This is a genomic window from Mesorhizobium sp. M1329 (assembly GCF_040318035.1).
Lineage (GTDB): Bacteria > Pseudomonadota > Alphaproteobacteria > Rhizobiales > Rhizobiaceae > Mesorhizobium.
The window spans coordinates 18,407-42,173 of the sequence record NZ_JAMYLN010000027.1; the positions used below are offsets into that span (position 1 = coordinate 18,407).

The window sequence follows — 23,767 nt, forward strand, 5'->3', positions numbered from 1 at the left end:
AACATGATTCTGAGAGATCGCATCGCCGTGGTGACGGGTGCCGGGTCGGGGATCGGGCGTGCCGGCGCCATGATGATGGCCAGGGAAGGCGCGCTCGTGGTGATCGCCGACAGGGACCAGGCGGCGGGGGAAGCAACCGCTTCCGACATTCGTGCGGCCGGCGGTCGGGCCGAGGCCGTCGCCACCGATGTCGGCGAGGATGCGGCGGTCGAGCAGCTCATTGAAGGAACGTTGAGCCGGCATCGGCGGATCGACATCCTGCACAACCATGCCGGGATCCAGGTCGGCGGCACGCTGACCGAAGTCGGCGCCGACGGCATGGATGCCTCCTGGCGGATCAATGTGCGGGCGCAGTTCCTCGCGGCCAGGCTGGTCATGCCGTCGATGATCGCGCAGGGCGGCGGGGTGATCCTGAATACCGCCTCGAATTCGGGTGTGTTCTACGACCGCGAAATGATCGCCTACGCAACGTCAAAACATGCCGTGGTGGCGATGACCCGGCAGATGTCGCTCGACTATGCCAAACACAATGTCCGCATCAACGCGCTGTGCCCCGGCTGGGTCGATACGCCCTTCAACGAGCCGTTCATCAAGCAGATGGGCGGGCGGGCGGCGATCGAGAACTATGTCCGCACCAAGATTCCCATGCAGCGCTGGGCCAGCGCGGAGGAAATCGCCGAAGCGATCCTGTTCCTCGTCTCCGACCGCTCGTCCTTCATGACCGGCCAAGCGCTGGTGATCGACGGCGGCGAAAGCATCGGCTGATCCGCTACTCCCCGCATGTAGGAGCGGAAGATATCCTCTTGGCCTAACGGCCGGCGCCGAGATGTGCTTTCGTCTCAAGGAGAATGCGGCCAACATGGCTGGGCCGGGAGCAGAAATCGTCAGCGCAAAAGGGAAGGCTGCATAAATGGCCGAGGCCTATATCTGCGACTACATCCGCACGCCGATCGGACGTTTTGGTGGGTCGTTGTCGGCGGTCCGTGCCGACGATCTCGGCGCGATCCCTCTAAGGGCGCTTGTCGAGCGTAATCCCCGCGTCGACTGGGCTGCCATCGACGACGTCGTCTATGGCTGCGCCAACCAGGCCGGCGAGGACAATCGCAATGTCGCGCGCATGGCGCTGCTGCTGGCCGGCCTGCCCAAGGAGGTTTCCGGCTCGACCGTCAACCGTCTCTGTGGTTCGGGCATGGATGCGGTGATGATTGCTGCCCGCGCCATCAAGGCCGGCGAGGCGGAGCTGATAATATCAGGCGGCGTCGAATCGATGAGCCGCGCTCCGTTCGTGCTGCCGAAGGCAGAGACCGCGTTTTCGCGCAATGCCGAGATTTACGACACCACGATCGGCTGGCGCTTCATCAATCCGCTGATGAAGAAGCAATACGGCGTCGATTCGATGCCGGAGACCGGCGAGAACGTGGCGGAAGAGTTCGCTGTCTCTCGCGCCGACCAGGACGCATTTGCGGTGCGCAGCCAGGACAAGGCCGTAGCCGCACAAGCCAATGGCCGTCTGGCAAAGGAAATCACGCCGGTGATGATCGCGCAGCGCAAGGGCAATCCGGTCGTTGTCGACAGAGATGAGCATCCCCGCGGGGGCACGTCGATCGAAGCGTTGGCCAAGTTGCCGACGCCGTTCCGGCAAGGCGGCACGGTCACGGCCGGCAATGCGTCGAGCGTCAATGACGGCGCCGCGGCGCTGGTCGTCGCCTCGGAAACCGCCGTGAAAAAATACGGGTTGACGCCGATCGCCCGCATTCTCGGCGGTGCCACCGCCGGCGTGGCGCCGCGCATCATGGGCATCGGCCCGGTGCCGGCCACGCAAAAGCTGTGTGCCCGGCTGGGTCTAAAGCCGCAGCAATTCGACGTCGTCGAGCTCAACGAGGCCTTTGCCTCGCAAGGCATCGCCGTGCTGCGCCAACTCGGCATTGCCGAAGACGCGGAGCACGTCAACCCGAATGGCGGCGCCATCGCGCTTGGCCATCCGCTCGGCATGTCCGGCGCGCGCATCACCGGCACGGCGGCGCTGGAGCTGCGCGAACGCGGCGGCCGCTACGGCCTCGCGACCATGTGCATCGGGGTCGGCCAAGGCATCGCCGTGGCGCTCGAGAGATTGTGAGCAAGCGTGGGTTTGCCGGGCCATTTAATGGCGCGTTCCGCCCACTCAAATTTGACCATGTGGACAAAAGCCGGGCACCGCTCCATAGTTCCTTCGCCGATATTCCAGAGAAGAGAGCCGGCTCGACACGGCGCCAATCAGAGGGGCATGCAATGAACAACGGGAAGAGCAGAATCCAATCGAAACGCGACGGGCTTTCGCGCCGCAACGTGCTGGAACTGGGCGCGCTCGGCTTGGCGGCGGCGATACTGCCGGGCAGCGCCTTTGCCAAGACCAAGAAGCTGAAAGTGGCGGCGATCTTCGCCACGCCGATCGAGGAGCCGTGGGACAACCAGATCCACGTTGCCCTGCAGAAGGCCGAGAAGGAACTCGGCATCGAGTACAAATGGTCGGAGAAGGTGCAGACCGCCGATTTCAGCCGCGTCATGCGCGAATATGCGCAGGGCGGCTATGAGCTGGTGCTGGGCGATGCCTTCGCCGCCGAGCGCGAATCGCGCAGGACCGCCAAGCAATTCCCGAAGACCGCCTTCCTGTTCGGCTCCGGCGCCGGGCCGGCCGAGCCGAATTTCGGCGTTTTCGACAACTGGATCCACGAGCCGGCCTATCTGTCCGGGATGATTGCCGGAAAAATGTCGAAATCGGGCACGATCGGCGCCGTCGCGGCGATGGGCATTCCGGAAGTGAACCGGCTGGTCAACGCTTTCTTTGCCGGCGCCAGGGAGGTCAATCCCAACATCAAGAAGAAGGTCGCCTTCATCGGCTCGTTCTTCGATCCGCCGAAGGCAAAGGAAGCGGCTGTCGCCCAGATCGATGCCGGCGTCGACGTCATCTATGCCGAGCGCTTCGGCGTCATCGAAGCGGCGGCGGAGAAGAAGATCCTCGCCATCTCCAACATGTCGGACCAGTCGAGCCTCGGCCCCGACACCGTGATCACCGGGCCGGTCTGGGATATGTATCCGACCGTCGAGCAGGCGATCAAGCTGGTCAAGGCCGGCGTCTTCACCGCGCAGGATTACGGCGATTTCTCGCGCATGGCCAAGGGCGGCTCGTATCTCGCGCCCTACCACAAGTTCGACAAGACGCTGCCGGCCGAGGTCAAGGAACTGGTCGAGAAGAAGAAGGCCGAGATCCTCGACGGCAATTTCCGCGTCGACGTCGATGAGAATACGCCGGTCTCGGACTGAGATCCCTCCCCCTTAAGGGGAGGGTGGCCCGCAGGGCCGGGTGGGGTCCTCGGCGACGCGCTCCGTCGTCTTAAGTCAAAAGTCGAGGCAGCTGAGGTTACCCCTCCCGCCTCGCTTCGCTCGGCACCCTCCCCTCAAGGGGGAGGGATATCGGCGTCAACGCCACCAGGATCCCGCCTTGTCAACGCCTGCCCCTCTCATCGAAATGCGCGGCATCTCCAAGAGCTTCGGCGCCGTCAAGGCGAACGAAGCCGTCGATCTCAGCGTCGCGCCGGGTGAAATCCTCGGGCTGCTCGGCGAAAACGGCGCCGGCAAGACGACGCTGATGAATGTGCTGTTCGGTGCTTATGCGCCCGATGCCGGCGAGATCCTGGTGCAGGGCCTGCCGGTGGCGATCAACAGTTCGGCCGATGCGCTGGCCGCCGGCATCGGCATGGTGCACCAGCATTTTCATCTCGCATCGCGGCTTTCGGTGCTGGAGAACCTTTTGATCGGCATTCCCGGCAGATCGGGCCGGATCGACCGCGCCGGCGGGCTGGCACGGCTCGCCGAGATCGGCCGCCAGCATGGACTGACGCTCGACCCGGACCTTCCCGTCTCGGCGCTGGCGGTCGGCGAGCAGCAGCGGCTGGAAATCGTCAAGGCGCTGTTTCGCGGCGCAAGGCTGCTGATCCTCGACGAGCCGACGGCGGTGCTGGCGCCGACAGAGGTCGACGGACTGTTTTCGGCGCTTCGCTCGATGGCGGCACAAGGGCTCGGCATCATCTTCATCTCGCACAAGCTCAACGAGGTGCGGGCACTGACGCATCGCTGCGTCGTGCTCAGGCATGGGCGCGTTGCCGGCCGGGTCGATGCGCCGGCCAGCACCACGTCCTCGGAGATGGCGCGGCTGATGTGCGGCCACGAGATCGTGCCTCCGGCCAGGGGACCGTCGATGCCCGGTGCGGCCGTGCTGACCCTCGACGGCATCTCGACATCGCATCATTCCGGCATGGCGCTGCGCGATGTTTCGCTATCGGTTCGTGGCGGCGAGATACTCGGCATCGCCGGCGTCTCCGGCAATGGCCAGCGCGCGCTTGCCGAAGTGATTTCCGGCGTGCGAGCGCCCGATGCCGGGAAGATGACCATAGCCGGCAAAACGGTTTCGCGGTTCTCGCCGAGCACAGTCCAGGCGCTCGGCCTCGGCCGCATCCCGGAAGACCGTATGACGACCGGGCTGGTCACCAATCTGCCGCTTGCCGATTCCATGGTGCTGCCGCGCATAGGTACGGCGGCGTTCAGCCGCAACGGCCTGCTCAAGCCGGATGCGATCCGCGCCTTCGCCGAGGCGCAGATCAAGGCCTACGATATACGCTGCCCCGGGCCGATGACGCGCGCCGGGGCGCTTTCCGGCGGCAATCTGCAAAAGGCGCTTCTGGCGCGCGAGCTCGCTTTCGATCCGAAGGTGCTGATCGTTTCGCAGCCGACGCGCGGCCTCGACATCGGCGCGGCGCGCTTCATCCACGAAAAATTCCTCGACATGCGCGCCAAGGGCTGCGGCATCATCGTCATCGGCGAGGATCTGGAAGAGTTGCTGATGCTCTCGGATCGTATCGCGGTGATGTATGAAGGCCGCATCGTCGGCACGCTGGACAGCGCAGATGCCAGCGTCGCCAGACTTGGGTTGATGATGACCGGGGCGGAGGGAAAGGCTTGATGTTCCGTCTCGAGGCTCGCACCTCAACGCCCGGCTGGTTCAATCTGGCGCTGCCGCTGCTCGCCATCGGGGCGACGCTGATCCTGTGCAGCGGCCTCATCGCATTGGCCGGCGCCGGCGTCGTCGAGGCTTATGGTGTGATGTTTTCGGCGTCGTTGGGCGACAGCTACGCCGTCACCGAAACGCTGGTGCGTGCCACCCCAATGATCTTCACGGGGCTGGCTGTGGCCGTCGCTTTCCGCGCCAAATTCTGGAACATCGGCGCCGAAGGGCAATTGCTGGCCGGTGCGGTGGCGAGCTGTGCGGTCGGTGCAATCCCGATGCCGGGACCGCTCGCCATGCTGCTGATGGCGCTGGCGGGTGCCGCCGCCGGCGCGGCCGTCGCCCTGATCCCCGCGACGTTGCGGGTGAAATTCAGGGTCGATGACGTGGTCAGCTCGCTGCTGCTCAATTCGGTCATTTTCTACGCACTGATGGCGCTGATCGAGGGGCCATGGAAGGATAGTTTCAGCGGCTACCCGATCTCGCCGCCGATCGAGGATACGGCCAATTTTCCGGTGCTGCTCGAAGGCACGCGGCTGCATCTCGGCGTCGTCGCGGCGCTGGTCGCAGCACCCCTGATCTGGTTCGTCGTCGCGCGCACTACGCTCGGCTTCCGCATCAGGGTCACCGGCGAAAACCCCGAGGCTGGGCGCTATGGCGGCATCAATGTCGAGCGGGTGCTGATTTCGACGGCGCTGCTGTCCGGCGCATTGGCCGGCCTTGCGGGCGTCGGCGAGGTCGGCGGCGTGCATTTCCAGGTAATGAGCGACATCTCGCCGGGCTATGGCTATTCCGGCATCGTCGTCGCCATGCTGGCAAGGCTCAATCCGCTCGGCGTGGTGCCGGCGGCGATCTTCCTTGCTGCCGTCATGACCGGCGCCGAGGCGATGTCGCGGGCGACCGGCGTTCCGGCCTTCCTCAGCGACGTTATTCAGGGAACGGCGCTGCTCGCCATGCTGGTGGCGCTGCTGTTCACCGCCTATCGCATCCGCCGCGTGGGAACAGCCAAATGAGCGTGGTGCTGGAGCAAATCTTCCAGGTCGGCTTCCTGGCCGCGATCATTCGCATCGCCACGCCGCTTGCCTTCGCGACGCTGGGCGAAATGTTTTCCGAACGCGCCGGCGTGCTCAATCTCGGCATCGAAGGCATCATGCTGTTGTCGGCGATGACCGGCTTCACCGCGGCGAGCCTCAGCGGCAGCCTTTGGCTCGGCGTGCTCGCCGCCGTGCTGACCGGGGCGCTGATGGGCGCCGTGCACGCGCTGTTCACGGTGGCGCTCGGCCTCAGCCAGCATGTCTGCGGCATCGGCGTGACGCTGTTCAGTTCAGGCCTTGCCTACTTCCTCTATCGGCTGATCTTCGGCCAGCAATCGGTGCCACCGAACATCAAGGGGTTCGAGACGCTGCCGATCCCGATCCTGTCCGACATTCCGGTGCTTGGGCCGGCGGTGTTCAACCAGTTTTCGCTGGTCTACATGGCGATGCTGTCTATTCCCCTGGCCGCCTTCGTGCTCTACCGCACGCCATGGGGCCTGTCGGTTCGCATGGTCGGTGAAAACCCGCGTGCCGCCGATTCGGCCGGCGTCAGCGTCATCGCCACGCGCTTCCAGGCGGTGATCCTCGGCGGTGCCTTGATGGGGCTGGCCGGTGCCTTCCTGTCGATGGCGCAGTTCAACGCGTTCACCTTCGGCGTGGTTTCGGGGCGTGGCTGGGTGGCAATAGCGCTCGTCGTTTTCGGCCGCTGGGATCCATGGCGATCGGCAGGCGCGGCACTGCTGTTTGCCTTCGTCGATGCCTTGCAGTTGCGTATGCAGGCGAGCGGGCTTGGCCATATCCCCTACGAGGCCTTCCTGATGCTGCCGTTCATCTTCACCATCGTCGCTATGGCGGTGATGTCGCGCAATGCGGTGGCCCCGTCGGCGCTGCTCAAGCCGTTTAGGCGCGAAGAGCGGTAGCGGCGCTTCGCCTCTCACATAGCGGTAAAGCCGTTGTCGACGAACAGATGGGCGCCGTTGACGAAGCTGGCCTCGTCGCTGGCCAGGAACAGGGCTGCCTTCGCCACCTCTTCCGGCTCGCCGATCCGCCCTTGCTGCGCAGCCATTGCCGCGTCGGAGACATCGACGCCGAGTTTGTCGAGATCGGCGACCTCGCGCAGGCCGTGCGGTGTCCTGATGAAGCCTGGACAGACCGCATTGCAGCGGATGTTGCGGTCGCGGAATTCGACGGCAATGGCGCGCGCGAACATGTGGCAGGCGCCCTTGGTGGTGTCGTAAAGCACCTCCATCGGCGTCGCCGCCACCGCCGAGATCGACGAAGTGCAGACGATGGAACCGCCGCCGGCGGCGATCATGCCGGGCAACACGGCGCGCGTCATCAGGAACATCGAACGCACATTGACGGCATGCAGCCAGTCCCATTCCTGCAGCGTGGTCTCCAGGAAGGGTTTGATAACGATGGTGCCGGCGTGATTGAACAGAACCGTGACCGGGCCGAATTTTTCCATCACGCCCGTCACCGCCGCTTCGACCTGCGCCTCATCCGATACGTCGGCGACCCAGTGTTCGGCGACATGGCCGCGTTGCCTGATTGCCGCTGCGGTGGCAGCGGCGGCTTCCCCGTTGCGGTCGATAATCGCCACCTTGGCGCCCTCGGCCGCGAAAAGCTCCGAGGCCGCACCGCCCATTCCCGTCGCGCCGCCCGAAATGATGGCGACCTTGCCAGCCAGTCTTGTGCCCATGTTTTGCTCCTTGCTGCCTTGCCGTGACGTCGCGGCTTTCCGCTGAAGCAGCGATGCTATCCCGCATCCGTGGGATGGCCAAGGAGCCACAGACACATGGACTTGACGTTTTCTGCCGCTACCCCGGCGTGCCTCAAAAGGGAGCGCTAAGCAGTAAAAGCACTAATTTGTCCGCCGTTTGGAGAAAATTGTTCTAAGGATCGCACGAAAATAGCACTCGACAAAGTCTACTGATTTTATAGATTAAGCGCCGAGACGGAGGTCGATATGTCCTATAGCCAGAACGCTCAGACTGCCCGCAAAGGCCAAAGGCTGGGTTCCGACCAGGTGTGGCGGCCGGCCTATGCCGGCGCTTTCGCCTATCTCGTCTTTGCCCTTGCGTTTGTATTCACCGGGGCAGTGGTACTGGGGCTGATCCCCTGATTATTGAGGCTTTGATCGTCGAGGCCTCCTCGGGATAGCGGCCTGCCGTTTGCAGAAATTCCGGAGTTGATGAACCGAATGCCGGTGCGCTTTTGCGCGCCCTGATTCCAACGTGATGGAGGAGATGGCAATGCCGATCGAGTTCACGCATGTTCCCGGTAAGATCCACGCCGCCGACGCCAGCTTTTTCTACGACTTTGTCGAGACCGCGACGAAGCTGTCACTGATCGAGGATGCCGGATTCCAGAGGATCGTCATCGACGACCAAGCCGGACTGCTGACCAATATGGACCTTGCCGCCCAGACGCTGGATCGGACCTCCTCCCTCGAAGTCGTGCTAACGCATTGGGCGGGCGTGATCGAACCAACCGTGGCGGCGCGGCAGCTCGCTGCCCTCGACCAGAGAAGCGGTGGCCGGCTGTCGCTCAGGATGCTCAGTGAGCCGCTGAGCGACGACGATGCCGAGACGCGTCCCGCCGGCCACACAGTGGTCTGGCAACGCATCGACGAATATCTGGTGCTGCTGAAGCGGTTGTGGTCAAACGACATGCCGTTCGACCATGAAGGCACCTTTTACAGCATCAAAGGCGGCTATGTGCCGCGCAAGGGGCCGCATGGTGCCGATGTGACCATCCGCATGGGTGGGCAGTCGGGCACTGCGCTCAGGGTCGCGGGCCGGCATGCGGACGTGTTCGAGTTGGCGCCGGGCTCGCTTGCAGAAATCCGCCAGTCAATGGAGCGCGTACGCCGCGCCGCCGCCGAACACGGCCGGGCCGGCAAGCTGCGTTTCGCGCTTCCCGTCCGAATCCGTACGGAAGACCGAATCCGTTCGGAAGATAGGCCGGCCGCTTCCTGCCAGAAGGCGCTCGAACTTGCCGGGCCGCCGGCGCAGGTCGCGCTGTCGCTGCTTTCCTACGCCGCTTTGGGGATCAAGGAGTTCATGATCGTCGGCGTCGACAGGCCACGCGAGATTGCGACCGCCGGCCGCGAGGCGATCGCACTGCTGTGCAATTCGCTGGCACGGCGCGAGGCCGATGTCCCTCAGCCGGGGGCGTTTGCGTCACGCGCGACACAGGGAGCACGCGCCGGTTGAACGCTGGTCATCTCAGGACCCGTCCGACGATCTCGCCGAATGCCGACGGGTCGAATGCCGGCAGGATCAGCGGCTCGACGAAACCATCGCGCCGGGCCGTAAGTACATATTGCAGCATGGCTTCGTTATCAGGCATTTCGAAGACCTGGACGAAATCATAGGCGCCGAGGGTGGCATAGAAGGCGACCGACCGTCCGCCGAGTGCTGCAACGCGCTCCTCGCTGACCTTTCTGCGATCGGGGCTGCCGGCCAGCTCTGCCAGCCCTTTATCGGTCAGCCGCATCAGCGACACGTACAGGCGCTTGGTCGCCACCTTGTTGCTAGTCTCCTCGGACATATCAGCGCCCCTTGCCCGGTAATTGCGACAGTGCCGCAATGACGGCGGTCGAATCGGTCAGCGCGCCGAAGATGCCGTTTTCGACCGTCACCATGTGCAGCGCGGCCTCATGCGCATATCTGTCGCCGCTGGCGCAGGCATCCGAGATTGTCAGGCACTGGAAATTGCGGTCGCAGGCCTCGCGCAAGGTCGTGTGCACGCAGACGTCGGTCGTGCATCCCGAAAACAGGAGATGCGTGATGCCTTGCGCGCGCAGCACATGCTCGAAATCCGTGTAGGTGAAGGCACCGTTGCAGGTTTTGTCGACGACGATGTCCTCAGGCGCCACCTCGATCTCGGCAACGATCTGGAAGCCGGGGCTCGAACGCAGCAGAATTTCGGTTCCTTCGAGGCCTGCCCGCTTGCGCCGCCATTTCTCATAGGGCGTCATGTCGGCCATATCCGCCCGATAGCCTTGCCTGGTGTGGATGATCCTGAGGCCGGCCGCCCGCGCGGCCGCAATCAGACGGTTCACAGTCGGCAGAATGGCCCGCAGCGGGCCAGGATCGGAGCCCTGCCTGGCGAAATAGCCTGTCGTCGACAGGAAATCCTCCTGCAGATCAATGACGATGAGCGCAGTGGTTTCGGCAATCAGCCTGCCGTCATAGGGAAAGTCGAACGGTTCTGCCTTGATCATGATGACTCTCGTAGAATTCAGGATATCGAGGCTTCGTTCGGCAGGACGCCGACGGCGGAGGGATGTATGCGGCAATCGACGACCTGTCCGGGCGCGGCGGCGATAGCCGCTTCCGAGCGCAGCGTCGCGACCATCTCTTCGCCCGCCGCCGTCCTGAGCAGGATGCGTTCAAGCGCGCCGACAAAGGAATTCTCGACGACCATCGCCCGAAAGCCGATCTCGTCACCCGTTGCCTGGCCAATGCGGATGTCCTCGGGCCGCACCCACACAGTCAGGATATCGCCGGGCCGCTCGCGGCGGCCCTTTCCCTTCGGAAACCCGAAGCGCGTGCCGAACGCCTCGATCATCGTTTCGTCGTCGTCGGCGCAGTGCCCCGACAAGAAGTTGTTTTCGCCCAGGAAGCCGGCGACAAAACGCGTCGAGGGTTTCTTGTAGAGCTCGCGCGGCGGCCCGACTTCAACGATCCGGCCGTGGTTGAACACCGCGATCCGGTCGGACATTGCGATCGCCTCTTCCTGGTCGTGGGTGACGTAGACGAACGTCACCCCGGTCTCGCGATGCAGCCGCTTCAACTCCTTTTGCATCGCTTCGCGCAGCATACGGTCGAGCGCCGAAAGCGGCTCGTCCAGAAGCAGGATCCGCGGCCCGAAGGCCAAAGCGCGGGCTATGGCGACGCGCTGCTGCTGGCCGCCGGACAATTCGCGCGGCTTGCGCTCGGCAAGATTGTCGAGGCCGACCAGCGACAGCATCTCGGCAACCCGTGCGGCTATCTTCGCCTTGTCCCATTTGCGGACGCGAAGCGAGAAGGCGATGTTGTTGGCGACCGTGAGATGCGGAAACAGCGCATAACCCTGGAAGACGAAGCCGAAATTGCGGTCCTCGGGGTCGACGTGGGTTATGTCCGTGCCATCGAGGCGAATCGCCCCTTTGGTCGGCGTGGTGAAGCCGGCCAGCGACATCAGCAAGGTCGTCTTGCCGGACCCGGAAGGCCCGAGCAAAGTGACGAACTCTCCCGCTTCGACCGAGAGGTTGATCCCGGTCAATGCGGTGACCTTGTCATAGGTCTTTGTCAGATCGTCGATGACCAGCAACGCCATCAGTTCGAGACCATATCAGATCGGGTCCCTGATCAGCGGCGCGGTCGAGCAATGCAGGCCGCCGCCGCCGAGCTCGACCGTCTCGTAATTGCAGGTCAGCACGGTGATGCCGGCGGCGTCGAGCCGGTCCGACAGGCGCTGCGAGCGGCTGCCATGCATGATCACGCGACCGGGCGCGACGGCCAGGCAGTTGAGCGACATTGCGCTGTCCTCGGGAGGCAGTTCGATCATTTTGATGCCGCGCTTCTGCAGATATTCGATGAATGGATAGGGCAGTTCGTTGACGTTGACGATCGCCGTCTCGACATCGACCATGATGAAGGCGCCGTCGATGTGAATGCGGTATCCGGGCATAGGCACCTTGATCAGCTCCACGCCCAGCCCGGCGAGGATGCTCTCGACCTGCCGCACGCCTTCCGGGTTGCAGGCGATGCTGACCGTGCAAACGGCGGTCTTGGCGTCGATGAAGGCAAAGCCGCCGCCTTCGAAGACGGCGGAGCCGTGGATGGTGCCGAGGATCGGGCAGCCGGCCTTGGCCAACGCCCGGGTCACCGGCAGTTCCTCGCCGCGGCGCACCCGCCGCGCCAGGCGCGTGACGATGGCGCCGCCCGGAACGCCGATGACGCTGTCGCGCGTATAGATCTGTTTCATCGCTCCGGGAGCGGCCCTGTCAACGAGAATGACGTCGACGCCTTCCGCACGCAGCAAATTGGTGAACTCGTCATGGGCGCGCTGCATGGCGGGCAAATCGGGCATTGTGCGGCCCATCCAGTACCAGCCTTTCTCCGGATCGCCGAAGCCGCCGACTTCGGGCATCGGCTTGTTTTCGACGACGGAGAGCTCGTCGCCGGGCCGGTGCATCAGGACGGCACGCAAGCGGCCGACATCGTTCGAACAGCCCCAATGGCGCCCCCATACCGGGATCTGTTCCTCAGCCGTATCGAAGCCCGGCTCAGGGACGGAGCCGAATATGCTGAAGAACTTATTCTCCGGTACTCGTTGTCGCTCATTGCGGTGCTCATTGGTCTTCCTTTCCTCGATTGTTCCCGGCGACCGGGTGCTTGAACTAGGATTTCTGTTGCCGGCGTTCGGCCAGCGCGCGTGCGGTAAGCGCCAGCACCGTTATGACGAGCAGGACGGTGGCTATCGCCGCCAGCGCCGGATCGACCGCATCCTGGATGCTGGTCCAGATGCGGCGTGGCAACGTGACGACGGCGCGCCCGGTGATGAAAAGCGTCACCGTGATCTCGTCCCAGGAGGCGACGAAGGTGAGCAGCGCGCCCGCGGCAACGCCAGGCACGATGTTCGGCAAGATCACCTTGCCGAACACGGTCATCGGCCTGGCGCCGAGGCTTCTGGCGGCCTGTACCAGCTTCTGATCGAGATTGGAGAGCGAGGCACCGATCGCCAGCACGGTCAACGGCAAGGCCAGCACGACATGTACAAGGATAACGCCGGTATAGCTGTCGAGCAGCGACAGACGCGCCCACAACTTGACCATGCCGACGGCGTATATGATCGGCGGCACGATCATCGGCGACAGCAGAAGTATGCGCATTAGGGATGGCCACCAGCCTCCTGCCGCCCAGGCGCCGACGGCGAAAGCGACGCCGAGCGCGGTGGCGATCGCAGCGCAGGCAAGCGCGATACCGGCACTGGTCAGCATGCTGGGTAGCCAACCCTTACTCCAGTCGGCGAGCGCCGCGAAATGCTCCATCGAAATGCCGTCCTGCGGCAACGACAGATAATCGCGGTCGGTCAATGCGACCGGGATCACCACCAGGATCGGAACGAACAGGAAGCCGAGCAAGCACCATGCCACAAGGCGCGGCAGTCCGATCTCGAGGATGCGCCGCGGCTTCATTGCTGCGGCCTGGCGACGAAGGCGGCGCGCAGCGCAGGACTGCGCATGGCGGCAAAGACGATGATGCCGACCACCAGAAGCAGCATGGTCGACAGCGATGTCGCTAGATCCCAGCGCGAGGTGCTCGAGATCTGCACCGAGATGTATTCGGCGATCATCAGGGTCTTGCCGGCGCCGAGCAGGGCCGGCGTCACGAGAAAGCCAAGCGAGAAAACGAACACGAACAGTGTCGCCAACGCGATGCCGGGCAGGCTTAGCGGCAGCCAGACGCGCCAGAAGATCGTTGCCGGACGCGCGCCCAGCGACCGTGCCGCCTGAATGATGCGGCGGTCGATATCGACAGATTGGCATAGAGCAGCAGGATGGCGAACGGCATCATATAGTGCACCATGCCGATGGTGACGCCGAAAAGATTGTAGACGAGGTCGAGCGGCGTGGAGATCACGCCCATATCCATCAAGGCGCTGTTGAGGACGCCCCGCCGGCGCAGGATGGTGATCCAGGAAAACGCCCTGACCAGCACCGATATCCAGAACGGCACCAGCACCAGGAACAGCGAGATGCGGCGCCAGCCCGCCGACATATGGATGATGGCGAAGGCGACGACATAGCTTGCCAGCACCGTCATCACCGTCGTCATGACGGACACTTTGAGCGTCGTCATGACGACACGGCCGACCGCTGCGTTGGCGAACAGGTTCTGGTAGTTGGCAAGGCCGAGCTTCGGCTCGGTCAGGCTCAACGCCAGAACCTGCAGGATCGGCGCCGCATACAGGCCGATTGCCACCACGCTGGCGGGAACCGTCAGCAGCAGAGCTGTTGTTTTGAAATTTCGCATCGGACATAGGCCGCCAACTTTGCCGGAGGCGGCCTTTCCTTGTTGGCTCGCCCTCTCAGCTCGAGATGAAGTCCAGGTATTTGTTCTGGAGCTCGGTCTCGTGTTCCGCGTAATAAGCGGGATTGAGCATGATCTGCGAGGCAGCATTTTCCTTCGTCGTCGGGTTCACGAGGGCGTCCTCCGGCGTCATCAAGGCGAGCGTCTTGGGGTTGGACGGTCCATTGCCCATGATCTGCAGCAGCACGAGCTGGCCGGCCGGATCGAGCGTCGAATTGATGAAGTCGAACACTTTCTTGCCGGCGGGATTGCCCTTCGGAACCGACCACGCGCTGGCCGAAAGGATGTTCTGTTCCCAGATCCACTTGAATTTGTCGGGGGTCTCCTTGTGCAGGAGATTGGCGCGGGTGTGCCAGATGTTGCCCATCGCCACTTCGCCCTCGCGGAACAGTTGCTGGGTCTGCGCACCGCCTTCCCAGAAGATGATGTCGGCGAGCATCGGCTTCAGCTTCTTGAACGCCCGGTCGACGTCGAGTGGGTAGAGGTCAGCGGGCGCGACCCCGTCCGCCATGAGGACGAATTCGAGCTGGCCCTGGATCCATTTGCACATTGTGCGCTTGCCGGGGAATTTGGCCGTGTCGAAGAAGTCGGCCCACCCTGTCGGCGCGACACCCTTGGTTGCGTCGGCATCGTAGGCGAGCACGTTCGAATAGACGGTAGTTCGAGATGCCGAACTCGCCGGCGAAATTCTCGGGCACCTGCGACTTGTCGACGATCGTGTAGTCGATCTTCTCGACCAGATTGCCCTTGCCCAGCGTCAGGGAATCGATCATGCCGCCGTCGGTGGCATCCCAGATGACCTTGCCGGACTCGACCATGGCCCGGATTGTGCCGATCGCAGGCCCTGCCCCGTCGATCACCACTTTCATGCCGCTCTTCTGGGTGAAAGGGTTGCCATAGGCCTTGGCGAAGGCGTCCGCCGCAGCCCCTCCCCAGTTGCAGACGACGATTTCGGAGGCGTCGGCCTGGGCAACGCCGGGCTTGAAGGCGGTCACAAGTCCGAGGCCGCCGAGAGCAAAGAGGAAAGAGCGGCGATCGATCTCACCGCGGTTGAATTTTTCCAGCGCGATCTGCGCCGCGTCTTGTGCGAAATGCGAGATTGTCATTTTTCATTCTCCCATTGTTGATGGTGGACTGCATGTCTTCGCGGATTTGATCCGTCTCTGTTCAAATTCCCACTCTTGCCGGCGGTCGGTTTTCCGCTGAGGCGTTTCCAGCCAGTTTCCAATGCGTCTTGCGCGGCGCGCCCACGGAGTGGCGCACGACAAGTTTCACCGCAACCGGCGCCGCGTCCGGTATGTCGACGCCGTTGATGTGGTCGATCAACAGGCCGACGGCTCGACGGCCGAATTCCTCCGCCGACTGACGGATGGCCGTCAGCGGCGGATCGAGCAGGTCGACATTGCGGATGTCGTCGAAACCGACCAGCGACAGATCGGCGGGCACGCTGATGCCGAGCTTGCGACAGCCTTGCAAAATCCCCAGCGCCAGCATGTCTGCAGAGGCGAAGATTGCGGTCGGCGGGTTGTCCAGTGCAGCGAACCGCCGGATCGCGCGCAGGCCGGACTCCTCGTCATAGTCGCCGAAAAAGACGTAGCCGGGATCGAGCTGCAGGCCTCTGCGTTCGAGGCATTCCTCGAAGGCTCCGAACCGCTCCCTGCTGCTGAGCAGCGCCGGCGGGCCGCCGACAAAGGCGATCGCCTGGTGGCCATTATCCAGAAGATGCTCGGTCGCCAGCCTGGCGCCGCGACGGTTATCGGCAAACAGGCGCGGCGCAATGGCGCCGGGAACGTCCTCGTCGACCAGGACGACGTTGCTGCAGGCATTGATCTTCTGGACCAGCGCGCCATCGTCCGGATGGTTGGTCATCAGCAGGATACCGTCGACCTGCGCGTCGTCGATGCGCGACAGGAAGCTCAGTTCCTTGGCGGCGATGTTGCGGCTGTTGAACATCACCAGGCTGTAGCCGAGCCGGCTTGCCTCTTCTTCGGCCGCACTCGCGATGGCGGCGAAAAATGGGTAGGAGATGTCGGAAACGATCAGGCCGATGGTTTCGCTACGACCCTTGCTCAGCCGTCGCGCGATGGCGTTGGGGCGATATTCCAGTTCCGCCACCGCCGCCCTGATGCGTTCGCTGGTTTCCGCCGGCAGCTTGATGCGGCCGTTCAGGTGACGCGACACGGTGGTGACCGAGACGCCGGCCGCATGTGCGACGTTCCTGATCGTGGATGCTGTGGGTTTCTTCATGAGGCGACTTCGCCCAGCGTTGCCGATGGGCAGAGTTCAGCACAGGAATTTACGCTTGTAAACCGCTTTACTAAACCGGTTTCGTGAAATCGAGCGCTACCACCATTCCGGGAAAGCTGCGTGAGCTGCCCTGGCCAGTGTCGGGATTTCCTGATCGGGAACGGAGCTGTAAGGCCAGAGCAGTCGCGGGCCGAGCGGCGCCCACCCGCCAGCCGCCGCCATCGCCTTGTCAAGTGCCGCATCGCTGACATTGTAACGGGTGCGAAACGGTAGGACATGTGCGGCGAGGAAGGCCTGTATGCGGGCCTCGACCTCGGCAGCGGCGACCATATCGGTACGGATCATCCGCCACCACTGCACCGCGTCCTTCGGGTTGAGGCAGGCAACGTTGGAATAGCTGCCGTGAGCCCCTCCAGCATAGCCCGTTGCCAGCGTATGGCCGGGGACGAAGACGGAAAATCCGTCCAGTTTGCGGCGCATATCCGCATACCAGCCCGCGTCGCCGCCCGGCAGCTTGGCGCCGACCAGCGATGGCACGGCCGCACGCAGCCTGGCGATGCCGTCGAGCGTCAGGCGGCGCTTGGCATGCGGCGGATTGTAGAGCACCAGCGCCGTTTCGGGCGCAGCGTCGCAGAGGCCGCCGGCAAAGCGCATGACCTCGTCGTCGCTGGGCGGCCACCAGTCGGGCAGCGTGAATTGCACCGCTGTCGGGCGAAGCGCGGCCACCCGCGTCAACCGCTCGCGCGCGACGCGTGGATTGGACTGGCTGATGCCGATCTGGAAAGGAAGGCGCGCGCGGCCGGCTATGGTTGCGACCAACTCACAAAGCCGGTCGAATTCGGGCTCGGTCTGGCAATGGAATTCGCAGGCCGTGCCATTGGAATAGACGCCGTCGACGCCTGAGGCGCAGAGCCGGGCGATCGTCTCTTCCGTCGCCTGCCAGTCGATCGCTCCGCGATCGTCGATGGCCAGCATCACCGCGCCCCATACGCCGCGCGGCGCATGTGCGGGCAAGCGGGCCAGGTGGTCGTCGAGGTCAGCGTGCACCGGCGATATCGTGTTCGCGGCGGGTTTCGTTCGACGCGAAGGCAGCCTCGATAATGGCGATCATCTTGCGGCCATAGGAGCCGTCGACCGGCACCGGCGTGTCATCGGCAATGGCATCGCGCATTGCGCTCCATTCGCGCACCAGCGCGTTATGCATCCAGTTCGGCTCAAAGGAACCGGGCAACTCGGTCCAGACCGTATCGCGGCCAAGCATCGTGGCGCGGTCCATGTCGATGCGCAGCGTTCCCTGCTCGCAGACCAGGTCCATGGCGTAGGTGGTAGCACCGGTGCGATAGCCGACGCTCTGCACCTGGCCGATGCCGCCGCCGGCGAAGCGCAGTCCGAGCAAGGCGCTGTCGTCTGCTTCCTGGTCATGGAACTTGGCGCCGAGCATGCCGCTCACCGACACGACATCGTCATCCATCAGCCAGACGAGGCGGTCGAGCGCGTGGATGCCGGCAGTCAACAGCATGCCGCCGCCGGTCGCCTTGCGCAGATGCCAGTCGCGGCGATTGTGCTCCATCCACAGCTTGATGATCCAGCTCGATCCGGCGAGCGGCCGGCCGAGCTCGCCTCCCTCAAGAATTTGCCTGGCTGCGATGCAGGGCAGGGCGAAATGCATGAGATGGGCGACCATCAGCTTGACGCCGCTCTCGGCCACAGCGGCATTGATCGCATCGCAGGCAGCCGCCGTCGGCGCCATCGGCTTTTCGAGCAGGATATGCTTGCCGGCGTTTGCCGCGCCGATGGCCATTTCCGCATGGAGGTGGTGCGGGCTGGCGATGAGCACCGTGTCCACCTCCTTGTCGTCCAGCAGCTTGCGCCAGTCGGCGTAACCGCGGCCGCCATGCTCGGCGGTGAAGCGCTGCAGCGCGTCGGCATTTCCTCGAGAGGCGGCGACGAGGCGAATGCCTCCAACCTCGCCGATTGCCCGCGCATGGGCTGCGCCGAAATCGCCGGCGCCGATAATTCCTATTCCAATCATGGTCGTGCCTTTTCATAAGCGGCGTCGATCAGCGACATCGCCGCAACATAATCCTCGATGGACACCGGCGGAGGCGCCTCTCTGGCCAGCCGGTCAAGCGTATCGCGCATGAACAGACGATAGCGCATTGCCGGCAGTTCAACCGGCAAGTCGACGATTGCTGCATCGTCGAGCGTTACGCAGGTGGCATGGTCGCCATGATCGATGAGGGTGGCATTGGCACTGACGATACGCCACTCGAAGTCACCGCCGGGGCGCATCGAAGCAAAGGTGTAGCCGGCCTCGACGATGAACAGCGCTCCGGCTTCGTCTTCCAGCACCAGAAGAGCGTGATCCTCGACCGGGCCGGGATGGATGCGGTTCGCGATCGAAACGCTTTTCAGGCCGAGCTTGCCGGTTGCGAGGCTGAGTGCCGCGTCGACGCCGTGTATGCCGAGATTCCTCAACGCACCCCCGCCACCAACCGCCGGGTCGAGGACCCAGGCGACACCGTCGGCGATGTAGCGTTGCGGCGGGCCGTTGACCAGCCGGAACTGGCAATGCGCCACCGGGCCAGCGCGACCTTGCCGGCGCAGCCGTTCAAAGCCGGCAACGGCCGGCCCGAAACGGTTGGGCAGGGGAACAGCGACAAAAGCCTGGTGCTGCCTGGCAAGCTCGCGCAGCGCTATCAGTTCGCTCGTACGGCTGGCCGCAGGCTTCTCCAGGATCAGCGGTATCCCTGCCGCGATGATCGCGCCTGCCCGCGCCGGCACCATCGAAGGGTGCCCCATCAACAGGATCACATCCGGCGGGCTGGAGAGTATCTCCGCAAAATCTTCGATAAACGGCAGGTCGTGGTGTGCGGCGAACGCATGCGCTTGGCCAGGTTCCTCGTCCCAGATACCGGCGATCTCCGCACCGTAAATGTGTGCGGCGTCGAGGTGCATTTCGGCGTGCCAGTGGCTCGAGCCGGCGAGGGCAATCTTCATTCGGAGGCAGCAGGTTTGTTATGGGCTTGCAGGATATCCTACAAGTAGCTATACGACAAGCGGCGGGCAGACTAATCCGGCGGACGATGAAAGCAGTGGGATGGCGGAACTGAAGTCGATCGAACCGTTGAGTAGACCGCCGCTGCTTCACGTCACCGTGCAGGAAAGCCTCAGGGCCTATATCGAAAGCAACCAGCTCAAGGCAGGCGATCCCCTGCCGCCGGAGACGTTCCTGGCGCAGCGGCTCGGCGTCGGCCGCAACTCCGTGCGGGAAGCCATCAAGGCGCTGGAGTCGATCGGCATCTTGGAGACGCGGCGCGGCATCGGCGTGTTCGTCAAGGAGTTCTCATTCAAGCCGCTGCTGGATAACCTGGCATACGGTTTGCAGGATTCGCTGCGCGATGTCGAAGAGCTGCGCGAAATCCGCCGCGTACTGGAAACCGGCCTCATCGCCAAGACGATCGAGATGATCAGTGCCGAGGACATCGAGGCGCTGCGCCAGTTGACCGAGCGCATGCGGCAACGTGCCGAGCGCCACGAGAGCTTCGCCGAAGAGGACCAGCAATTCCATCAGCTGCTGTTCCGCTGCCAGAACAATCACATGCTGAGCGCGCTGATCGACATCTTCTGGATAGCGTTCAACAAGGCCTCGAATTTCACCAATCTCGACAATCCGACGCCGCTGGCGACATGGCGCGACCATCACGAGATCGTCGAGGCTGTCGCCGCCAAGGATGTCGACCAGGCGCGTGGGCGGCTCGACGACCATTACCGGGGGATCCAGCAGGTTATCGCCAAAAACCGAGCAAGCTGAAGAACAACCTGAATATGCCGAGGGAGGAAACCATGCGCATCAGGATCATCGCATTCTCAGTCGCCGGGCTGCTGCTCGCCAGCATTGCCCCGTTGACCAGTGTCCAGGCACAAAGCGCCAAGACCATTACGGGCGGCTTCGACGTCGGCCCCGGTGGTTTTCCCAAGAACTTCAACCCGCTGGTCGCGACCGGCGGCTACACCTGGCTCAGCACCTATTTTGAACCGCTGGTCATCTACAATGTCGGGCTGACCGATATCGAAGGCGACCTCGCCAAGAACTACAAGATCAGCGACGACCAGCTGAGCTATACGTTCAACCTGGTCAACGAGACCTGGCATGACGGCAAGCCGTTCACGTCGAAGGACGTCAAATTCACCCTCGAGCTTGCCAAGAACAAGGCCTCCGGCAGCCTGTTTGCCGCCCGCCTCGCCAACATCGCCTCGGTCGATGCGCCGGATGACCACACCGCAGTGGTGAAGCTATCGAAACCGAACGGCTCGTTTCTATCCATTCTCTCGCAGCTGATGATCCTGCCGGAGCATGCCCTGGCCGCTCTGCCGCCAGAATCGCTGGCGACAAGCACCTGGTGGTCGACCGCTCCGGTCGGCACCGGCCCGTTCAAGTTCAAGCGGTACGTGACCGATCAATATGTCGAACTGGCAGCCGATGACGATTATCGCGGCGGCAAGCCGAAGGTAGACGCGCTCATCAACCGCTATTTCGAGTCGCCGGCGGCGGCCGTTGCCGCGCTCCGTGCCGGCGAGATACAGTTCACCTATGTCGAGCCCGACGATGCGGCATCGTTCAAGAGCGACAGCAATTTCAAGGTGATCGAAGGTGCCTCGTACGTGGTCAACTATATCGGCCTGAACCAGAAGGTCGACCTGTTTAGGGACATCCGTGTCCGCCAGGCGATCATGCACGCGATCGATCGCAACGCCATCATCGACAGCCTCTACGGGGGTGCCGCCAAGCCAGCCAATTGCGGCTATGTCGCGCCGCATCTCGTTCCCGCAGGCCTCGAACCCTATGCCTACGATCCGGCAAAGGCCAAGGCGCTGCTGAGCGAGGCGGGCTGGGACAAGATCAACGGCGACAAGCCGATCACCTTGCTGACCTATTACGGCTCGCCGCAAGCGGCCAATGTGATGGCCGCTGTCCAGTCGATGCTGGCCGAGGTCGGCATCAATGTGGTGCCGCGGGTTGTCGATACGCCGACCTATAACGGCATCGTCTACAAGCAAGGCACGCCGGACTGGAACGCCTTTCCGATGGTCTATGCCGGCCTGCAGAACGGCCCCAACCCGGCCGGCCTCAATCCCGGCCTCAACAAGTCGCAGATCCCGCCGGCAGGCTTCAACACCATGCGCATCGAGTTCGACGACCTGAGCACCGCGTTGGACGCCGCGCTCGGCCAGACCGATCCGGCCAAGCTCGACGCCTCCTGGCAGGAGGTCTGCAAGGTGATGAACAAGGAGCTGCCCTGGGCGACGTTGTGGGTGGCCAACCGCTATGGTGTGGCCTCCAACAAGCTGCGTGACTTCGTCTGGACGCCTGCGCCGGGCGGCGGCCCCTACGCAGCTCACCCCGAGCGCTGGGACATCCAGTAAGAAACCCAACCAAGCGAGCAGGCGGGACCACTTTGGCGCCGTCTGCCACCGCCACGGAAAGCCCATGTTGAGCTTCATCGCCCGCCGCGGCGCCACCGGACTGCTGATGCTGGTCGCGCTCAGCGTCCTCATCTTCATCCTGTTGCGGCTGGCGCCGGGCGATCCGATCGACGCCTATATCAACCCATCGGTCCCCATGTCGGCTTCCGACCTCGAGGGCCTGCGCGAACGGCTCGGGCTCGATCGGCCGCTTCCCGTGCAATATCTCGCCTGGCTGCGCGCGGCGCTGAGCGGTGACTTCGGCTATTCGATCCAGCGCAGCGGCGTTGCCGTGCTGCCACTGGTCATGGAACGCATCGGCCCGACGGCGCTGCTGATGGGCACGGGCCTGGCGATCGCCATCGTGCTCGGCATTTCCGCCGGCATTTTCAGCGCCGTGCGCCGTAATGAACCGTCCGACATCGCGCTGTCGGTGCTGTCGTTCATCGGTATCTCCAGCCCAGCTTTCCTGACGGCGCTGCTCGGTCTCTATTTCTTCTCGGTGCTGCTGCGCTGGGCGCCGTCCGGCGGCATGCAGACCGCGGGTGGGCCGTTCTCGGCGACGGATGTGCTTGCACACCTCATCCTGCCCGCCTGCCTGCTGTCCATCGGCCATGCCGCGCTGATCATGCGCTACATGCGCGCCTCGCTGCTGGAAGTGCTCAACCAGGACTACGTGCGGACGGCGCGCGCCAAGGGCGTGCGCGAGTTCTGGGTGATCATCAAGCACGCCACCCGCAATGCGCTCTTGCCGGTCATTACCCTGATCGGTTCGACGGTCGGCATCGCCATCGGCGGCGCCATCTTCCTGGAAAGCGTGTTCAACTGGCCGGGCATGGGACTGCTTCTGGTCAACGCCGTCGGCACCCGCGACTACCCGGTGATCATGGGCGCTACCCTGGTGATCGGCGTTTGCGTCATCCTGGTCAACCTGTTGACTGACGTCGTCTATGCCGTCGTCGACCCGCGCATTCAGGTGGCTTAATGGCAATCACCGCGCCAGATCCTACAGTTGACCCGATAGCCGCGCCGCAAACCAAAGGGCCGCTTCGCCGCGCGCTCGACCGCTTCTTTGAAAACCGCGCGGCGCGTGCCGGGCTTTTGATCGTCATCCCGATCCTGCTGGCGGTTTCGACTTATCCTCTGTGGTGGCCGCTCGGCCCGAACGCCATCGACCTCCGAGCAATGAACAAGGCGCCGTCGGCCATTCATTGGCTGGGTAGTGATGGCGTCGGGCGTGATGTCATGGCCCGGCTGCTGCAAGGCGGGCGGATCTCATTGCTGGTTGCCGTCAGCTCGGTCGCCATTTCGACCGTCATCGGCTTCCTGGTCGGCGCCGTCGCCAGCTTTGGCGGGCGGCTTGTCGACGGCACGGTGATGCGCCTGGTCGACCTGGCGATGACGCTGCCGCCGGTGATCTTCCTGCTGGTGCTGGCCTCAATCGCCGGCACCGGCATCGCCCCGACCATCCTGGTGATCTCCCTGCTCTCCTGGCCGGTGCTGTCGCGCATGGTGCGTGCCCGGCTGCTCGAACTGCGCGAGCGCGACTTCGTCGTCGCCGCCCGCGGCATGGGGGCGGGGCTGCCGCATCTGCTGTTCCGGCACGGCCTGCCCAATTGCATCGATATCCTGGTCGTCTACGCCACCTTGCAGATCGCCAACGCCATCCTGCTTGAGGCCGGCCTGTCCTTCCTCGGCCTCGGCATCGCACCGCCCGAAGCCAGCTGGGGCAACATGCTCAACCTCGCCCGCTCCACCGTCGTGCTGGAAAATTACCCCTGGCAATGGCTGTTCCCGGGCGCCGCACTGGTGCTCACCGTGCTCGCCATCAATTTTATCGGCGACGGCTTGCGCGACGCATTCGACCCTCGCTCCGATCTCAACTGACCTCAAAG

General features: G+C 63.8%; 25 protein-coding genes. 12 read left to right on the plus strand and 13 right to left on the minus strand.

Going from position 1 to position 23,767, the window contains the following annotated elements:
• Window positions 1-3: 3 nt before the first annotated feature.
• The 6 genes from NKH21_RS23995 to NKH21_RS24020 all read left to right on the plus strand — a co-directional run bounded on the left by NKH21_RS23995 (window position 4) and on the right by NKH21_RS24020 (window position 6,992).
• Window positions 4-765: an SDR family NAD(P)-dependent oxidoreductase gene (locus NKH21_RS23995; RefSeq protein ID WP_352669360.1), complete on the plus strand. Its 762-nt coding sequence runs from the start codon at window positions 4-6 to the stop codon at window positions 763-765.
• Window positions 766-910: 145 nt separating this feature from the next.
• Window positions 911-2,116: a 3-oxoadipyl-CoA thiolase gene (pcaF, locus tag NKH21_RS24000; RefSeq protein WP_352867942.1), complete on the plus strand. Its 1,206-nt coding sequence runs from the start codon at window positions 911-913 to the stop codon at window positions 2,114-2,116.
• Between the two features lie 152 nt (window positions 2,117-2,268).
• Complete coding sequence (locus NKH21_RS24005; protein WP_352669365.1) at window positions 2,269-3,300, plus strand: BMP family protein; 1,032 nt, start codon at window positions 2,269-2,271, stop codon at window positions 3,298-3,300.
• Window positions 3,301-3,505: 205 nt separating this feature from the next.
• A complete protein-coding gene (locus NKH21_RS24010; RefSeq protein ID WP_502903466.1) occupies window positions 3,506-4,996 on the plus strand; it encodes an ABC transporter ATP-binding protein in 1,491 nt (496 codons plus the stop codon).
• A complete protein-coding gene (locus NKH21_RS24015) occupies window positions 4,996-6,051 on the plus strand; it encodes an ABC transporter permease (RefSeq protein WP_352867946.1) in 1,056 nt (351 codons plus the stop codon). The genes NKH21_RS24010 and NKH21_RS24015 overlap by 1 nt, the downstream gene beginning before the upstream one ends.
• Complete coding sequence (locus tag NKH21_RS24020) at window positions 6,048-6,992, plus strand: ABC transporter permease (protein ID WP_352620589.1); 945 nt, start codon at window positions 6,048-6,050, stop codon at window positions 6,990-6,992. The genes NKH21_RS24015 and NKH21_RS24020 overlap by 4 nt, the downstream gene beginning before the upstream one ends.
• Before the next feature lie 14 nt (window positions 6,993-7,006).
• On the opposite strand, the gene NKH21_RS24025 is transcribed toward NKH21_RS24020, so the two are convergent.
• Window positions 7,007-7,774, minus strand: a complete 768-nt coding sequence (locus NKH21_RS24025; protein ID WP_352669369.1) for an SDR family NAD(P)-dependent oxidoreductase — start codon at window positions 7,772-7,774, stop codon at window positions 7,007-7,009.
• A gap of 267 nt (window positions 7,775-8,041) precedes the next feature.
• On the opposite strand from NKH21_RS24025, the gene NKH21_RS24030 reads away from it, so the two are divergent.
• Window positions 8,042-8,197 (plus strand): hypothetical protein, encoded by a 156-nt coding sequence (locus tag NKH21_RS24030; protein ID WP_023678176.1) that lies wholly within the window; start codon window positions 8,042-8,044, stop codon window positions 8,195-8,197.
• A gap of 130 nt (window positions 8,198-8,327) precedes the next feature.
• A complete protein-coding gene (locus NKH21_RS24035) occupies window positions 8,328-9,290 on the plus strand; it encodes an LLM class flavin-dependent oxidoreductase (RefSeq protein WP_352669372.1) in 963 nt (320 codons plus the stop codon).
• A gap of 7 nt (window positions 9,291-9,297) precedes the next feature.
• On the opposite strand, the gene NKH21_RS24040 is transcribed toward NKH21_RS24035, so the two are convergent.
• From NKH21_RS24040 to NKH21_RS24095, 12 genes are all read right to left on the minus strand, one after another.
• Window positions 9,298-9,627 carry a GYD domain-containing protein gene (locus tag NKH21_RS24040; RefSeq protein ID WP_352669375.1) on the minus strand — a complete coding sequence of 110 codons (330 nt, stop codon included), beginning with the start codon at window positions 9,625-9,627 and terminating at the stop codon, window positions 9,298-9,300.
• A 1-nt stretch (window position 9,628) separates the two neighbouring features.
• A complete protein-coding gene (locus tag NKH21_RS24045) occupies window positions 9,629-10,303 on the minus strand; it encodes a cysteine hydrolase family protein (RefSeq protein WP_352669377.1) in 675 nt (224 codons plus the stop codon).
• Between the two features lie 17 nt (window positions 10,304-10,320).
• Window positions 10,321-11,400, minus strand: a complete 1,080-nt coding sequence (locus NKH21_RS24050; protein ID WP_352669380.1) for an ABC transporter ATP-binding protein — start codon at window positions 11,398-11,400, stop codon at window positions 10,321-10,323.
• Between the two features lie 15 nt (window positions 11,401-11,415).
• Window positions 11,416-12,276: a dimethylarginine dimethylaminohydrolase family protein gene (locus tag NKH21_RS24055; protein WP_352867950.1), complete on the minus strand. Its 861-nt coding sequence runs from the start codon at window positions 12,274-12,276 to the stop codon at window positions 11,416-11,418.
• A 190-nt stretch (window positions 12,277-12,466) separates the two neighbouring features.
• Window positions 12,467-13,264: an ABC transporter permease gene (locus NKH21_RS24060; protein ID WP_352669385.1), complete on the minus strand. Its 798-nt coding sequence runs from the start codon at window positions 13,262-13,264 to the stop codon at window positions 12,467-12,469.
• Window positions 13,261-13,599, minus strand: coding sequence for an ABC transporter permease subunit (locus tag NKH21_RS24065; RefSeq protein ID WP_352868008.1), 339 nt, complete (start codon window positions 13,597-13,599; stop codon window positions 13,261-13,263). Before NKH21_RS24065 ends, NKH21_RS24060 begins: the two co-directional genes overlap by 4 nt.
• Window positions 13,518-14,102 (minus strand): ABC transporter permease, encoded by a 585-nt coding sequence (locus NKH21_RS24070; RefSeq protein WP_352868016.1) that lies wholly within the window; start codon window positions 14,100-14,102, stop codon window positions 13,518-13,520. The genes NKH21_RS24065 and NKH21_RS24070 overlap by 82 nt, the downstream gene beginning before the upstream one ends.
• Before the next feature lie 55 nt (window positions 14,103-14,157).
• Window positions 14,158-14,802: an extracellular solute-binding protein gene (locus NKH21_RS24075; RefSeq protein ID WP_352867952.1), complete on the minus strand. Its 645-nt coding sequence runs from the start codon at window positions 14,800-14,802 to the stop codon at window positions 14,158-14,160.
• Window positions 14,803-15,326: 524 nt separating this feature from the next.
• Window positions 15,327-16,406 (minus strand): LacI family DNA-binding transcriptional regulator, encoded by a 1,080-nt coding sequence (locus NKH21_RS24080; RefSeq protein ID WP_352669391.1) that lies wholly within the window; start codon window positions 16,404-16,406, stop codon window positions 15,327-15,329.
• A 96-nt stretch (window positions 16,407-16,502) separates the two neighbouring features.
• On the minus strand, window positions 16,503-17,453 hold the full coding sequence (locus NKH21_RS24085) for a dihydrodipicolinate synthase family protein (protein ID WP_352669393.1): 951 nt from the start codon (window positions 17,451-17,453) through the stop codon (window positions 16,503-16,505).
• Entirely contained in the window at window positions 17,443-18,438 is a 996-nt protein-coding gene (locus NKH21_RS24090) for a Gfo/Idh/MocA family protein (RefSeq protein ID WP_352867955.1), read from the minus strand. Before NKH21_RS24090 ends, NKH21_RS24085 begins: the two co-directional genes overlap by 11 nt.
• Window positions 18,435-19,406 carry a Gfo/Idh/MocA family protein gene (locus tag NKH21_RS24095; RefSeq protein ID WP_352669397.1) on the minus strand — a complete coding sequence of 324 codons (972 nt, stop codon included), beginning with the start codon at window positions 19,404-19,406 and terminating at the stop codon, window positions 18,435-18,437. Before NKH21_RS24095 ends, NKH21_RS24090 begins: the two co-directional genes overlap by 4 nt.
• 100 nt (window positions 19,407-19,506) lie before the next feature.
• Between NKH21_RS24095 and NKH21_RS24100 the strand changes: the two genes are divergently transcribed.
• From NKH21_RS24100 to NKH21_RS24115, 4 genes are all read left to right on the plus strand, one after another.
• Entirely contained in the window at window positions 19,507-20,220 is a 714-nt protein-coding gene (locus NKH21_RS24100) for a FadR/GntR family transcriptional regulator (protein ID WP_352669398.1), read from the plus strand.
• A 32-nt stretch (window positions 20,221-20,252) separates the two neighbouring features.
• Window positions 20,253-21,833, plus strand: coding sequence for an ABC transporter substrate-binding protein (locus NKH21_RS24105; protein ID WP_352867959.1), 1,581 nt, complete (start codon window positions 20,253-20,255; stop codon window positions 21,831-21,833).
• 64 nt (window positions 21,834-21,897) lie between these two features.
• A complete protein-coding gene (locus NKH21_RS24110; protein ID WP_352669404.1) occupies window positions 21,898-22,857 on the plus strand; it encodes an ABC transporter permease in 960 nt (319 codons plus the stop codon).
• Window positions 22,857-23,759, plus strand: a complete 903-nt coding sequence (locus tag NKH21_RS24115; RefSeq protein ID WP_352669407.1) for an ABC transporter permease — start codon at window positions 22,857-22,859, stop codon at window positions 23,757-23,759. The genes NKH21_RS24110 and NKH21_RS24115 overlap by 1 nt, the downstream gene beginning before the upstream one ends.
• Window positions 23,760-23,767 lie beyond the last annotated feature (8 nt).